The organism is Streptomyces sp. NPDC025638, from assembly GCF_055558775.1.
On sequence record NZ_JBVHLX010000005.1, the window covers coordinates 573,497 to 587,173 of the forward strand.

General features: G+C 71.7%; 14 protein-coding genes. 10 read left to right on the forward strand and 4 right to left on the reverse strand.

All coding sequences use genetic code 11. The features are described 5' to 3' along the window. Positions 1–46 precede the first annotated feature (46 nt). Both ACZ4EG_RS16725 and ACZ4EG_RS16730 read left to right on the forward strand, forming a co-directional pair. Positions 47–2,194 carry a carbon starvation CstA family protein gene (locus ACZ4EG_RS16725; RefSeq protein ID WP_467791087.1) on the forward strand — a complete coding sequence of 716 codons (2,148 nt, stop codon included), beginning with the start codon at positions 47–49 and terminating at the stop codon, positions 2,192–2,194. Continuing rightward, entirely contained in the window at positions 2,191–2,382 is a 192-nt protein-coding gene (locus ACZ4EG_RS16730; protein ID WP_453548572.1) for a CstA-like transporter-associated (seleno)protein, read from the forward strand. Before ACZ4EG_RS16725 ends, ACZ4EG_RS16730 begins: the two co-directional genes overlap by 4 nt. An 85-nt stretch (positions 2,383–2,467) precedes the next feature. Here the strand turns inward: ACZ4EG_RS16730 and ACZ4EG_RS16735 are convergent, their stop codons facing one another. The 3 genes from ACZ4EG_RS16735 to ACZ4EG_RS16745 all read right to left on the reverse strand — a co-directional run bounded on the left by ACZ4EG_RS16735 (position 2,468) and on the right by ACZ4EG_RS16745 (position 4,634). Then, positions 2,468–3,265: an SURF1 family cytochrome oxidase biogenesis protein gene (locus tag ACZ4EG_RS16735; RefSeq protein ID WP_467791088.1), complete on the reverse strand. Its 798-nt coding sequence runs from the start codon at positions 3,263–3,265 to the stop codon at positions 2,468–2,470. A gap of 49 nt (positions 3,266–3,314) precedes the next feature. Then, a complete protein-coding gene (locus ACZ4EG_RS16740; RefSeq protein WP_467791089.1) occupies positions 3,315–3,548 on the reverse strand; it encodes a hypothetical protein in 234 nt (77 codons plus the stop codon). A 90-nt stretch (positions 3,549–3,638) separates the two neighbouring features. Continuing rightward, a complete protein-coding gene (locus tag ACZ4EG_RS16745) occupies positions 3,639–4,634 on the reverse strand; it encodes a DEDDh family exonuclease (RefSeq protein WP_467791090.1) in 996 nt (331 codons plus the stop codon). Between the two features lie 202 nt (positions 4,635–4,836). On the opposite strand from ACZ4EG_RS16745, the gene ACZ4EG_RS16750 reads away from it, so the two are divergent. From ACZ4EG_RS16750 to ACZ4EG_RS16785, 8 genes are all read left to right on the forward strand, one after another. Continuing rightward, positions 4,837–5,634 carry an acetoacetate decarboxylase family protein gene (locus tag ACZ4EG_RS16750; RefSeq protein WP_453548580.1) on the forward strand — a complete coding sequence of 266 codons (798 nt, stop codon included), beginning with the start codon at positions 4,837–4,839 and terminating at the stop codon, positions 5,632–5,634. Further along, positions 5,634–6,524, forward strand: coding sequence for an SDR family NAD(P)-dependent oxidoreductase (locus ACZ4EG_RS16755; protein ID WP_453548582.1), 891 nt, complete (start codon positions 5,634–5,636; stop codon positions 6,522–6,524). The genes ACZ4EG_RS16750 and ACZ4EG_RS16755 overlap by 1 nt, the downstream gene beginning before the upstream one ends. Positions 6,525–6,534: 10 nt before the next feature. Next, positions 6,535–7,818: an amidohydrolase family protein gene (locus ACZ4EG_RS16760; protein ID WP_453548584.1), complete on the forward strand. Its 1,284-nt coding sequence runs from the start codon at positions 6,535–6,537 to the stop codon at positions 7,816–7,818. Next, positions 7,815–9,044 carry an amidohydrolase family protein gene (locus ACZ4EG_RS16765; protein WP_467791091.1) on the forward strand — a complete coding sequence of 410 codons (1,230 nt, stop codon included), beginning with the start codon at positions 7,815–7,817 and terminating at the stop codon, positions 9,042–9,044. The genes ACZ4EG_RS16760 and ACZ4EG_RS16765 overlap by 4 nt, the downstream gene beginning before the upstream one ends. A 25-nt stretch (positions 9,045–9,069) precedes the next feature. Then, a complete protein-coding gene (locus ACZ4EG_RS16770) occupies positions 9,070–9,780 on the forward strand; it encodes a VIT1/CCC1 transporter family protein (RefSeq protein WP_453548588.1) in 711 nt (236 codons plus the stop codon). Between the two features lie 144 nt (positions 9,781–9,924). Continuing rightward, positions 9,925–10,797, forward strand: coding sequence for a sterol desaturase family protein (locus ACZ4EG_RS16775; protein ID WP_467791092.1), 873 nt, complete (start codon positions 9,925–9,927; stop codon positions 10,795–10,797). Beyond that, a complete protein-coding gene (locus ACZ4EG_RS16780; RefSeq protein ID WP_467791093.1) occupies positions 10,794–11,459 on the forward strand; it encodes a lysoplasmalogenase in 666 nt (221 codons plus the stop codon). The genes ACZ4EG_RS16775 and ACZ4EG_RS16780 overlap by 4 nt, the downstream gene beginning before the upstream one ends. Positions 11,460–11,497: 38 nt before the next feature. Continuing rightward, on the forward strand, positions 11,498–12,541 hold the full coding sequence (locus tag ACZ4EG_RS16785; protein WP_453548594.1) for a zinc-dependent alcohol dehydrogenase family protein: 1,044 nt from the start codon (positions 11,498–11,500) through the stop codon (positions 12,539–12,541). A 12-nt stretch (positions 12,542–12,553) separates the two neighbouring features. Here the strand turns inward: ACZ4EG_RS16785 and ACZ4EG_RS16790 are convergent, their stop codons facing one another. Beyond that, on the reverse strand, positions 12,554–13,567 hold the full coding sequence (locus tag ACZ4EG_RS16790; protein WP_467791094.1) for a CopD family protein: 1,014 nt from the start codon (positions 13,565–13,567) through the stop codon (positions 12,554–12,556). Between the last annotated feature and the right edge of the window lie 110 nt (positions 13,568–13,677).

A 13,677-nucleotide genomic window follows, 5' to 3' on the forward strand; every position in this document is an offset into this window, starting at 1 on the left:
CACTTCTTGTCACACCTCGTCACACCGTTCCCGGTGAGGAGCCGCCATGCCCCCGTCCGCCCTGCCTGAATCCGGCCGCGAAGCGCCGGAAAAGTCACGAATGCAATCCTTCGCGTTGTGGACTGCCGTCTCCCTGATCGGCGCGGTCGCGTGGGGAGTCATCGCGCTGGCCCGCGGGGAGAGGATCTCCGCCGTCTGGCTGGTCGTCGCCGCGCTCGGCTCGTACGCCATCGCCTACCGCTTCTATTCACGGTTCATCGCCCGCCGGGTCCTCCAGGTCGACGACACCCGCGCCACTCCGGCCGAGCGGCTGGAGGACGGGATCGACTACCACCCCACCGACCGGCGGGTGCTGTTCGGCCACCACTTCGCGGCCATCGCCGGCGCCGGGCCGCTGGTGGGCCCGGTACTGGCCGCGCAGATGGGCTATCTGCCGGGCACCGTCTGGATCATCGCGGGCGTGATCTTCGGCGGCGCGGTCCAGGACATGATCGTCCTGTTCCTCTCCATGCGCCGGGACGGCAAGAGCCTCGGCCAGATGGCCCGGGACGAGATCGGCAGGGTGGGCGGTGCCGCCGCGCTGATCGGCGTCTTCGCCATCATGATCATCCTGCTTGCGGTGCTGGCGATGGTCGTCGTCAACGCGCTGGCCGAATCCGCCTGGGGCACCTTCTCGGTCGCCATGACCATCCCCATCGCCCTCTTCATGGGCTTCTACCTGCGCTACCTGAGACCGGGCAGGGTCGTGGAGACCAGCGTCATCGGTGTCGGGCTGCTGCTGCTCGCCATCCTCGGCGGCGGCTGGATCCAGAACTCCTCGCTCGCCGACCACTTCGTCTGGAGCCCCACCACCCTGGTCTTCTGCCTGGTCGGCTACGGCTTCGTCGCCTCCGTGCTCCCCGTGTGGATGCTCCTGGCCCCGCGCGACTATCTGTCGACCTTCATGAAGGTCGGCACGATCGCCCTGATGGCCGTCGGCGTCGTCATCGCCGCGCCCACCCTCAAGGCCGCCGACGTGACGAAGTTCGCGCACACCGGAGCCGGGCCGGTGTTCGCCGGGGCGCTGTTCCCCTTCCTGTTCATCACCATCGCCTGCGGCGCCCTGTCCGGCTTCCACGCGCTGGTCTCCTCCGGCACCACGCCCAAGCTGATCCAGAAGGAGTCCCAGGTCCGGCTGATCGGCTACGGCTCCATGCTCACGGAGTCCTTCGTCGCCGTCATGGCCCTGATCGCCGCCTGTGTGCTCGAACCGGGCCTGTACTACGCGATGAACTCCCCGGCCGCGCTGCTCGGCCCGACCGTGGAGAGCGCGTCGCAGGCGGTGAAGGGCCTCGGATTCACCATCACCCCGGACCAGTTGACGGCCGCGGCCAAGGCGGTCGAGGAGCAGACGCTGGTCGGGCGCTCCGGCGGCGCCCCCACCCTCGCCGTGGGCATGTCGGAGATCTTCTCCGGGGTGTTCGGCGGCGGGATGAAGGCCTTCTGGTACCACTTCGCCATCATGTTCGAGGCGTTGTTCATCCTCACCACGGTGGACGCGGGCACCCGGGTGGGCCGCTTCATGCTGCAGGACATGCTGGGCAACGTCTGGAAGCCGATCGGCCGGGTCACCTGGAAGCCGGGCATCTGGATCACCAGCGCCCTGGTCGTGGGCGCCTGGGGCTACTTCCTCTATGCCGGTGTCACCGACCCGCTCGGTGGCATCAAGCAGCTCTTCCCGCTGTTCGGCATCGCCAACCAGCTGCTGGCCGCGGTCGCCCTGGCCGTCACCACGACCATGCTCATCAAGTCGGGCAAGTCGCGCTGGGCCTGGGTGACCGGCATCCCGCTGGTCTGGGACGTGGCCGTCACCTTCACCGCAGGCTGGCAGAAGATCTTCTCCGCCGACCCGAAGATCGGCTTCTTCGCCCAGCGCGACCTCTACGCGGACGCCATCGACGCCGGCAAGCTCCTGCCGGGTGCCACGGACGTGGACGACATGCACACCATCGTCCTCAACAACACGGTCGACGGCGTACTCATGGCGATCTTCCTGCTGCTGGTCCTGATCGTCCTCGTCAACTGCGCGGTGGTGTGCGCCCGCGCCCTTCGGGCCGGCGAGCCACTGCCGACGACGGAGGCACCGTACGTGGAGTCGCGCATCGACGTGCCGGCACATCGCAGTGACGACGCGCTGGTGGGGGCGGGCTCATGAGGACCGTGCGGAAGGCACTGGACACCGCGCTCCGGTACGCACGGGAACTGACCGGCGAGGCGGAGTACGACCGCTACTGCGAGCGGCACCGCCGCCACCACCCGCACGCACCGGTGCCGACCCGCCGGGAGTACGAGCGGATGCGCACCACGCGGCGCGAGTACGAGTCACCCGGCCGCTGCTGCTGAGCCCCGCACACCTCACCGACGGCGGGCGTGCCCTCTCGGCCCCGACGGCACGCCCGCCCCGTAGGAAGGCGTCGTGCGGGACGGCTCACGCCGCGGCCGGCTCCGGGTCCTCGCTCGGCCGCTGCGCCGCCTCGATCCGGTCGCGCAGCTCACGTCGTACCAGGACCCACCAGCCCACCGGGACGCCCGCGGCGAACAGCCACCACTGGATCATGTACGCGTAGTTCAGCGGGGCGTCCTCCTTGCCGGGCCGGCCGATCAGCTCCGGGGTGTCGCCCTTCGGCTCGGGGGCCGTCTGCGCGATGTAGCCGCCGAGCACCTGGGCGTCGAGGCGCCGGGCCTCCTGCGCGCTGCTGATCAGCATGATCTGCCGGTCCGGCAGCCCCTTGAGATCCTTGATGCCGCTCGCCGCGGTCGTCTCGTCGGGCATCAGCCGGCCGGTGACGGTGAGCTCGCCGCGGGGCGGGGCGGGGATCTCGGGGAACGCCGTCTGGCTCGTGCCGTTGGCGGGGATCCACCCCCGGTTGACCAGCAGTACCTTGCCGTCCGTCAGGACGAACGGGGTCAGGACGTGGTAGCCGATCGCGTCGTCGGAGTTGGTGCGCCGGCGCACGACGACCTCGTGGGCGGTGTCGAAGCGGCCCTTGGCGGTCACGGAGTGGTACCGCTCGCCGCTGGTCACGGTGTGCCCGGGCGAGGTCAGCTGCTCCACGGGTACCGGATCGGCGTTCAGCGCGTCGGAGACCAGCTGGTTGCGCGCGCTGCGCTCCTGGTACCGGTGCTCCTGCCAGAAGCCGAGCTTGATCATCGCCGGGATCAGTGCGATTGCGACGAGGGTGAGGATCACCCACTGGCGGGTGAGCAGGAAGCGGTAGCGGTGCACCCCACGACGGTACAACTCGGTCGCGGGGTGCAATCGGGCGGGTACCGGCTCACACGCGGTCGACGATCCCCACCTTCCCGGCCTCGCGGGCGCAGTGGGCGCCGCAGTAGAAGTTGCCTTCGGCCTCGGCGCCCTGGCCGATGATCGAGACCTTGCAGTGCTCGCAGACCGGGGCCATGCGGTGGATCGCGCAGGAGAAGCAGTCGAAGACGTGCACCGCGCCCTGGGCGTGGACCTCGAAGGTCATTCCGTAGTCATTGCCGCAAACTTCGCATTTCGCCATGAGTCACAGGGTGAGCGGTCGCCGTCGCCCGGGCGAGCGGGCTCCGGGTGAGTCGCACGGCAATCACCCATCCGTACGGTCACTTCACGGTCACTGCTCCGACGCGGGCTCGACGTCCCTGAGGAGCTGCCCGAACGCCGCCTCGTCCACCACTGGTGTCCCGAACTGGCGCGCCTTGACCACCTTCGACGTGCCCGAGTCGGGGTCGTTGGTGACGAGCAGGCTGGTCAGCCGGGAGATGCTCGTCGCGACATGCAGCCCGGCCTCGACCGCCCGGTCCTCCAGCAGTTCGCGGTCGACGGAGGTGTCCCCGGAGAACGCGACCCGCATACCCTGCTTGAGGCGTTTGCCGTCTTCGTACCGCCCGGGGTTGGGGTGGGGGCACGCGGACCGCTTGCGGGACGGACGCCAACTCGTCGGCCGGTAGCCGCCGTAGCCCCCGCCCGCCTGACGGCCGATCAGAGCCGTCGGCCGGTCGTTCCACTCGGTCAGCGGCCGGCACTCCAGCAGCGGCAGCCGCACACCGCCCTGCGCCGCGGCCCGCAGACTGGGCCGGAACGCCTCCGCGAGCACGCGCGCGTCGTCCAGCGCGTGGTGCGCCCGCTGCTGCACGACACCGAAGTGCGCGGCGAGGGACTCCAGCTTGTGGTTGGGCAGCGGCAGACCCAGTTCCTTGGAGAGCGCGATGGTGCACAGCCGCTGCCGCACCGGCGCCTCACGCTTCGCGCGCGCGTACTCGCGCGCGATCATCTGCCAGTCGAAGACCGCGTTGTGCGCGACGAGCACCCGGCCGTCGAGACGGGCGCCGAACTCCTCGGCGATGTCGTCGAAGAGCGGCGCACCCTCCAGCACATCACTCGTCAGACCGTGAATCCACACCGGGCCCGGATCGCGCTCCGGATTGACCAGCGTGTACCAGTGGTCCTCGACCTCGCCGCGCGCGTCCAGCCGGTAGACGGCCGCGGAGATTATCCGGTCGTCCCGGGCCAGGCCGGTGGTCTCCACGTCAACGACCGCGTATCCCTTCGGATACGCGGCCGGCCACCGGGTGGGGGAGGACGCTGCGGTCGTACGGTCATCGAGCATGGTCACTGAGGATACGGGCCGCGACTGACAGTCCCGTCCCCGGCCGCTCTCCTGACGCCTCGCCATGGGAGCGCGTTCGCACGCCGCGCGCGTGCCGTGAATGGCGCGAATGTCTGGCCCGCCGCTATGGACCTTTTCACCGCCCGGTGCAAGCGTGCTGGCGCCCGGGCGGATGACGGTCGACGGAAGGGCGGTACGGCGTATGGCACGCGTACGGTACGGCGCACGGACCGAGGCGGAGATCACCGCCGCGCGCACCGCGAGCGCAATGCTCCCCGACATCTGGTCCACCGGTGTGGTGGCCGTCTGGGAGACCGACCCGGACGCGGTCGCCGCGGTCCTGCCGCCCCCGCTCAAACCGACGGCACGGCCACTCGTCCGGGTGAACATCAGCAAGGTCGATCTGCCCGGACACCCGCTGGGCGCCGGTTCGTTCGCGGTCGCCGCCGCCCATGACTCGGTCGAGGGCTGGTACCCGCTCGTCATGCCGATGACCCATGAACGCGCCCTCACCGGCGGCCGCGAGGTCTTCGGGGAGCCCAAGAAACTCGGCGAGGTGACCGTGCAGCGCGACGGTCTCGTCGTCCGCGCCGCGCTCGCCCGGCACGGCATCGCCTTCGTGGAGGTGCGCGGGGCGGTGACCGGCCCCCTGCCCCTGCCGGAGCCCTCCCGCAGGACCGACTTCTACTTCAAGTTCCTTCCCGCCGTGGACGGTTCGGGCTTCGACGCCGACCCGGTGCTCGTGCACTGCGTGCGCCACGAGAAGGTCCGCAGGCTGGAGGGGATCACCGGGGAGGTCGTCCTGCGGGAGTCCATGTACGACCCGGTCGCGGACCTGCCCGTCCGCCGCCTCCTGGAGATCACCCTCGGCGAGAAGACCAGCGACCAGAGCGGCCGGGTCGCCGAACGGGTCGACGCGCGGGCCCTGTTGCCGTACATCCACCAGCGCTACGACGACCCGCGGCAGGTTCTCGACGCGCCTCCCGAGGGGAGCGCCTGATGGAACTGAGGGCGGGACAGGTCGCCGTCATCACCGGAGCGGCGAGCGGGATCGGCCTTGCGATGGCCCGGCGGTTCGCCGCGGAGGGTCTCAAAGTGGTCCTCGCCGACGTCGAGGAGAGCGCACTGGAGAAGGCCGCGGCGGACCTGCGCGCCGACGGCGCCGACGTGCACGCGCGCGTGGTCGACGTCGGCGAGCGCGAACAGGTCCTGGACCTCGCGGAGTCGGCGTACGACGCCTACGGGGCCGTCCACGTCCTGTGCAACAACGCGGGGGTCGGCTCGGGCGCCGAGGGACGCATGTGGGAGCACGAACCGAACGACTGGCAGTGGGCGTTCGCGGTCAACGTGTGGGGCGTCTTCCACGGCATCCAGGCGTTCCTGCCGCGGATGCTCGCCTCGGGCGAGCCCGGTCATGTCGTCAACACGTCCTCCGGCGACGGCGGCATCGCCCCGCTGCCCACCGCCTCCGTGTACGCCGTCACCAAGGCGGCCGTCGTCACCATGACCGAGTCCCTGTACGCCCATCTGAGGGCGGAGCACGCGCGCGTGGGCGCCTCGGTGCTGTTCCCCGGGCCGCACATGCTGCGCACCGGGCTGTGGGAGTCGCACCGCAACCGGCCCGCCCGGTACGCCAAGCAGCGGCCCCGCAGGACCCCGTACCGCAGCCTCGGCCAGTGGGAGGCCGCGATGCGCGAGGCGGGCCGGGAGGTGCGCTTCACACCGGTCGAGGAGGTCGCGGACCTCGTCGTGGACGGCATCCGCGCGGACCGCTTCTGGCTGCTGCCCGCGAGCGAGCACAGCGACGCGCAGATCCGGGCCCGGGCGCGGTCGATGCTCGACCGCGCGAACCCGTCGTACTTGGAGAGCTTCATCCTGGACCGAGACTGAGGAGGCCGACGTGACCGGCCAGGACCCGTACCTGATCATCTCCTCCGACTGCCACGCCGGGCTGCCCACCGAGGAGTACCGGCCCTATCTGGACTCCCGCTTCCACCGGGACTTCGACGAGTTCCTCGCGGGCCGCGAGCGGCGCCGCGAGGAGATGACCCGGCTCGGCATCCGCAACGAGGCGTTCGCGAGCAAGTGGTTCCAGGACAACGAGGAGGGGCTGCGCGGCGGTTGGGACACCGCGCAGCGCCTGAAGGAGCTCGACGGGGACGGGGTGGCCGCCGAGGTGGTCTTCCCGGACGCCGACGCCGTGGACAGCGGCACGGCCGCGCCCTTCGGAGTCGGCCTGGGGCTGTCCGGCGACCAAGACCCGGAGCTGGGCATGGCGGGCGCGCGGGCGCACAACCGCTGGCTGGCGGACTTCGTGTCGCAGCACCCCGAACGGCACTGCGGGGTCGCCCTGTTGCCGATCACCGGCGAGGTCCACGACGTCGTCGCCGAGGTCCACCGGGCCAGGGAGTCAGGCCTCGGCGCCCTGATGATCCCCTCCATGTGGGTCGACAAGAAGCCCTACCACGACCGCCGTTACGACCCCGTGTGGGCGGCGGCGGCCGAGTGCGGGATGCCCGTGCTCACCCACTCCGGCGCGGCCCCGCGCCACGAGTACGGCGACCACCTGGGCATCTATGTCGCCGAGGTCACCTGGTGGCCCGCGCGGCCGCTCTGGTTCCTGCTGTGGTCGGGCGTGTTCGAGCGGCACCCCGGCCTGCGGTTCGGGGTCGCCGAGTCGGGCTGCTGGTGGCTGCCCAACCTGCTGTGGTTCATGGACCGGCTCTACCTCGGCGCGCACGGCGGCAAGAAGCTCTCCCCCTTCGAGGAGCTGAAACGCCCGCCGCACGAGTACCTCGACCGCCAGGTCTTCGTCTGCGCGACCAACACCAAGCGCCGCGAACTCGCCCAGCGCTACGAGATCGGCGTCGACAACATCCTGTGGGGCAGCGACTTCCCGCACCCCGAGGGCACCTGGCCCGACACGCGCGCGTGGCTGCGGCGCACCTTCCACGACATCCCGGTCACCGAGACGCGCCGCATGCTGGGCCTGGCGGCGGCCGACGTCTTCGGCTTCGACGTCGAGCGGCTCACCCCGCTGGCCCGCCGCATTGGCCCCACGCCCGCCGACCTCGGCCAGCCGGACGACCAGGCGGCCGTCGAGGCGTCCTGGGCGCGCTCGCGCGAGGCGGGCCGCCACTGGCTGACCGACAACGACTTCCCGGTCCTGGGGGTGACGCCATGAGCGACGACCGCTACACGGTGATCTCGGCCGACTGCCACGCGGGCGCCGATCTGCTCGACTACCGGCCCTACTTGGACAAGCGCCACCACGACGCGTTCGACGCGTGGGCGGCCACCTACGTCAACCCCTACGAGGACCTGCTCGCCGACACGGCCGACAGGAACTGGAACTCCGAGCGCCGCCTCGCGGAGCTGGAGCGGGACGGCATCGTCGCCGAGGTCGTCTTCCCGAACACCATCCCGCCGTTCTTCCCCTCCGGCTCGCTGATGGCCCCGGCACCGACCGCGGCGGAGTTCGAGATGCGCTGGGCGGGACTGCGCGCCCACAACCGCTGGCTCGCGGACTTCTGCGCGGCCGCGCCGGGCCGCCGGGCGGGTGTCTTCCAGATCCTCCTGGGCGATGTCGAGGAGGCCGTGAAGGAGATCCGGTGGGCGGTGGCGGCGGGCCTCAGGGGCGGCCCGATGCTGCCCGGCACACCGCCCGGCTCCGGCCTGCCCGAGCTGTACTCGAAGGCGTACGACCCGATCTGGGCCGTCTGCGCGGAACTCGGCGTCCCCGTCAACCACCACGCGGGCTCGGCCTCCCCGCCGCTCGGCGACGAACCGGCCGCCCGCGCGGTCTTCATGGTCGAGACGACCTGGTTCTCCCACCGCGCGCTGTGGCACCTCGTCTTCGGCGGCGCCTTCCGCCGTCACCCGGGGCTGAAGCTGGTCCTGACCGAGCAGGGTTCGGGCTGGATCCCCGGTGTGCTCGACATGCTGGACTACTACCACGGCCGCATGGTCGCGGCGGCGGCGCGGGCGTCCACGGCCGAGGCCAAGTTCGGTGCGGGCCTCGCGGCCGGCATGGGCGCGGCGCCGTCCCGGGTGTGGCGCGACAACTGCTTCGTCGGCGCGAGCTTCATGCGCCCGCACGAGGTGCCGCTGCGCGACCGCATCGGCCTCGACAAGATCATGTGGGGCAGCGACTACCCGCACGACGAGGGCACCTACCCCTACTCCCGGGAAGGACTGCGCTTCGCGTTCGCGGGCGTGCCACGGGACGAGGTCGCCGCGATGCTCGGTGGCAACGCGGCCCGGGTGTACGGCTTCGACCTGGACTTCCTCGACCCGATCGCGGCGAAGGCGGGCCCCACGGTCGAGGAGCTGGCGGAGCCCCTGGCAGAGCCGCCGGCGGACGCGACGAGCCCGGTGTTCGCGCGGGGAGCGTCGGTACGGGTCTGGTGACACCGAAGGTGCGATCCTCGGTCATATGACCGAACCAACCCATGACGAGGCGCACAGCGGGGCACTCGGCTCCCGGCTGAACTGGCTGCGGGCCGGGGTACTGGGCGCGAACGACGGCATCGTGTCCACCGCGGGGCTCGTCGTCGGTGTGGCCGGGGCGACGGACGACCGGGCCGCCCTGCTCACGGCGGGCCTGGCCGGGCTGCTCGCCGGGTCGATGTCGATGGCGGCGGGCGAGTATGTGTCCGTGTCCACCCAGCGCGACTCGGAACTGGCGGCGCTGGCCATGGAGAAGCGGGAGCTGAGGGAGCAGCCGGACGCCGAACTGGAGGAGCTGACCGGGCTGCTGGAGGAGCGCGGGCTCACCCGGGACGTGGCGCGGGAGGCGGCGGTCCAGCTGACGGAACGGGACGCGCTGAGGGCCCACGCGCGCGTGGAGCTCGGTATCGACCCGGACGAGCTGACCAATCCCTGGCACGCGGCCTGGGCGAGCTTTTTGGCCTTCACCGTCGGCGCCCTGCTGCCGCTGCTCGCGATCGTCCTGCCGCCGGCCCAGGTGCGGCTCGTGGTCACCGTGGTGTCCGTGCTGGCCGCGCTCGTCATCACCGGGTGGAGCAGCGCCCGGCTCGGCGCGGCCGACCCGAGGCGTGCGGTGCTGCGGAACGTGGTCGGTGGGGCGCTGGCCATGGGGGTCACCTATGCCGCCGGAAGCCTGCTGGGGGCGGCCGGCGTCTAGACCGCCCCGCGGATGGACTGCCGCGGATGGACCGTCCTGCGGATCCCTTTGGCGGAGATCGATAACAAGCAAGCGCGTACCCCCGGTAATACTTGTGGGTAGCAACCTCTAGGCGCGGCCCACGGGCGGCCCTACGGTGCACGCATGCCGAACCTCCCCGATGTAGTGCTGTGGTCCATACCGGCCTTCGTGCTGCTCACCGTCGTCGAGATGATCAGCCTCCGCCTCCATCCCGACGAGGAGACGGCCGGATACGCGCCGAAGGACACCGCGACCAGCCTCTCCATGGGACTCGGCAGCCTGTTCTTCGACGCCATGTGGAAGATCCCGGTCGTCGCGATCTACTCGGCCGTCTACGCGCTCACCCCGCTGCGCGTGCCCGTCCTGTGGTGGACGGTGCCGCTGATGCTGCTCGCGCAGGACTTCTTCTACTACTGGTCCCACCGCGGCCACCACGTCATCCGCATCCTGTGGGCCTGTCACGTCGTGCACCACTCCAGCAGGAAGTTCAACCTCAGCACCGCGCTGCGCCAGCCCTGGACGAGCCTCACCTCCTGGCCGTTCTACGTCCCGCTGGTCGCCGCCGGCGTGCACCCGGCCGCCGTCGCCTTCTGCTCCTCGGTGAGCCTCGTCTACCAGTTCTGGATCCATACGGAGCGGATCGACAAACTGCCCCGCAGCTACGAATTCGTGTTCAACACGCCCTCGCACCACCGGGTGCACCACGCCTCCCAGGGCGGCTATCTGGACCGCAACTTCGGCGGGATCCTCATCGTCTGGGACCGGCTCTTCGGGTCGTTCGTGCCCGAGGTCGAGCGCCCCGTGTACGGGTTGACCAAGAACATCAACACGTTCAACCCGATCAAGGTCGCCACGCACGAGTACGTCGCCATCGCCAAGGACCTCAAGGCCGCAGGCAGTTGGCGGGAGCGCGCGGGACGGGTGTTCGGCGGGCCGGGTTGGCAGCCGGCGCCGGCGCCGGTGGCGGACGCGGCCGAGGAGACCGTGACCGCGTGAGACAGCCCCGTGTCCTGCCGGCCGCCTTCGCCCTCACCACCGTCGTCGACCTCGTATCCCTCGCCGTGGGGTACGACATCGGGCACACGGTGGCCAAGCCTCTCCTGATGCTCCTGCTCGCCGCCCACGCGGCCCGCTGCGCCGCCCCTCGCCTCCTGGTCGCCGCCCTGCTGTGCGGCTGGGGCGGTGACGTCCTGCTCCTGTCAGACGCGCAGCCCGCCTTCATGGCCGGCATGGCCTGCTTCGCGGCGGGACACGTCTGCTACCTGGCCCTCTTTCGCGGTTACGGCCCCTCACGCGCGCGTGGCGGACTTCTGGCCCCCGCCTACGCCGTCGTCCTCGTCGTCACGGCCGCCCTCCTGTGGCCGGACCTGCCCGCCGGCCTCCGTGTCCCCGTCGCCTGCTACAGCGCCCTGCTGACCGCCATGGCGTACGGCGCGGCCGCCCGGCTCGGCCTCGTCGCCGGCCTCGGCGGTGCGCTCTTCATGCTCTCCGACACGCTCATCGCGACGGGCATCGCCGACTGGCCGCAGCCGCCCCGGCCCGACCTCTGGATCATGCTCACCTATGCCCTGGCACAGTTCCTGCTGGTCCGGGGCACCCTCGGCGAGCGGCGCGCACCGGCGGCGGCGTACCGTGAAGTGCGCTCGACCACCCCCTGAGCGCACCCGGAACCGCGGATCAGAGAAGGACCCTCGCCATGCGCGCCACCACCATCCACGCCCCTTACGACATGCGCGTGGAGGACGTTCCCGAGCCCGTGGTGCAGCTGCCCACCGACGCCGTGGTGCGCGTGCTCCGTGCCTGCATCTGCGGCAGCGACCTGTGGGCGTACCGCGGCGAGGCGGCCCGGCAGCCGGGCCAGCGGATCGGCCACGAGTTCCTCGGCGTCGTCGAGGAGACCGGCTCCGCGGTGGGCACCGTGCGGCGCGGTGACCTCGTGGTCGCCCCGTTCATGTGGTCCGACGGGGTCTGCGACTACTGCCGCGAGGGTCTGACGACGTCCTGCGAGCACGGCGGCTTCTGGGGCTCCGTCGGCTACGACGGCGGCCAGGGCGAGGCCGTGCGCGTCCCGTTCGCCGACGGCACCCTCGTCCAGCTGCCCAAGGACGCGGCCTCCGACGACCACCTGCTGTCCGCCCTGCTGACCCTGTCCGACGTGCTCGGCACCGGCCACCACGCCGCCGTCGGCGCGGGCGCCCGGCCCGGCGCCACCGTCGCCGTCGTCGGGGACGGCGCCGTCGGCCTGTGCGCCGTGCTGGCCGCCAAGCGCCTCGGCGCCGAGCGGATCATCGCGCTCGGCCGCCACCAGGTCCGTACCGACATCGCCCGCCGTTTCGGCGCCACGGACGTCGTCGCCGAGCGCGGTGACGCGGCCGTCGAGGCGGTCCGTGAACTCACCCGCGGCCAGGGCGCGCACGCCGTCGTCGAGGCCGTCGGCACCGAGCAGTCGATGCGCACGGCGGTCAACATCACCCGTGACGGAGGCGCGATCGGCTTCGTCGGCGTGCCGCACGGCAGCGGCACCGGCCTCGACCTCGGCGTCATGTTCGACCGCAACATCGCCCTGCGCGGCGGTGTCGCACCGGTCCGCGCATACATCCCCGAGCTGCTGCCCGACGTCCTGGACGGCACCGTCGACCCGTCGCCGGTCTTCGACCTGACGGTCGGCCTGGAGGGCGTACCGGACGGCTACAAGGCGATGGACGAGCGCACCGCGCTCAAGGTCCTCGTCACCAACTGAGCCGGCGGCCGGTCACCAGCGGATCGGCAGCGGCAGCGCCGTCAGCAGCCCCGACACCGTGACGACCACGCCGAGCGCGACGACCTCGGCCCCTGCGGGCACGCACGCGGTCAGCGGGTCGGGCGCCCGGCGCAGCCGGATGCGCGCCCACAGGGCGAGCAGGGCGACGACCGTCACGAGGATCACCTTGGCGAGCAGGGCGCGACCGTAGGCGGTCGCCGTCAGCTGGTGCAGCACCGTGTCCGCCGGCATCCGGCGCAGGGTGCTCCACAGGCCGGTGGCGGTGATCGCCGCGAGCAGTACGGCGGCCACGCGCGCGTAGAGCCCCAGCAGCGCGGCGCCCGCCTCGCCACCGCGACCGGGCCAGAGCCGCAGCGTCCGCAGCACGTGCAGCAGGGCGCCCGCCCACAGGGCCGCACACGTCAGATGCACGAGCGTCAGGCCCGAGCCCACCAGCGGGCCGTGCTCCGTCGTGGGGTGCGCGCGCAGGGCCTCCGCGAGGACGACCGCGGCCAGGGGCCAGACCTGGCTGGCGGGACGGCGCGAGAGGGCGCACAGACCGGCGACGAAGAACGCGTTGACCTCGATCAGCGCGAGCGCGCCGTCGCGCGTGGAGTACAGCCCCCCGAGGTCGATCTGGGACAGGCTGTGCGGCACCAGGTTTCCGGTCGCCACGACCGAGGCGAGGCCGAGCGCGGCGACGAAACCCGTCGCGGCCGCGTACGGGGACCAGCTGCGCGGTGTGTCCGGGGGAGCGCCGGGCAGCCGGTGGGCCAGCCGGTTCACGAACAGCTCGCCCACCGGTATGCACAGGGCGGTGAACAGCGTCGTGCGCAGCAGGGCTATGCCGCCCACGCCGGGCGCGGACGCCTCACCGGTGCCGTGCAGCGCGGCGGACGGCCCCAACAGGGATATCAGCGCGGCGAGCGTCACGAGGGCCAGGACGGCGGCGGCCCGGAGCACTCCGGTCCGGCGGCCGGCCGGGCTCTCGCCGCCCGCCTTCGCGGTCGGTCGTATCAACGTCACCCCTGGATCCTCGCCAGTGGTCACAAAACGGGGCAAGCAAAGGAAAGCAACCGGGGGATGGGCGTTCCGCCCACTGATACGTTTCCGGCCACCCCTGCGCTCAGGACCAA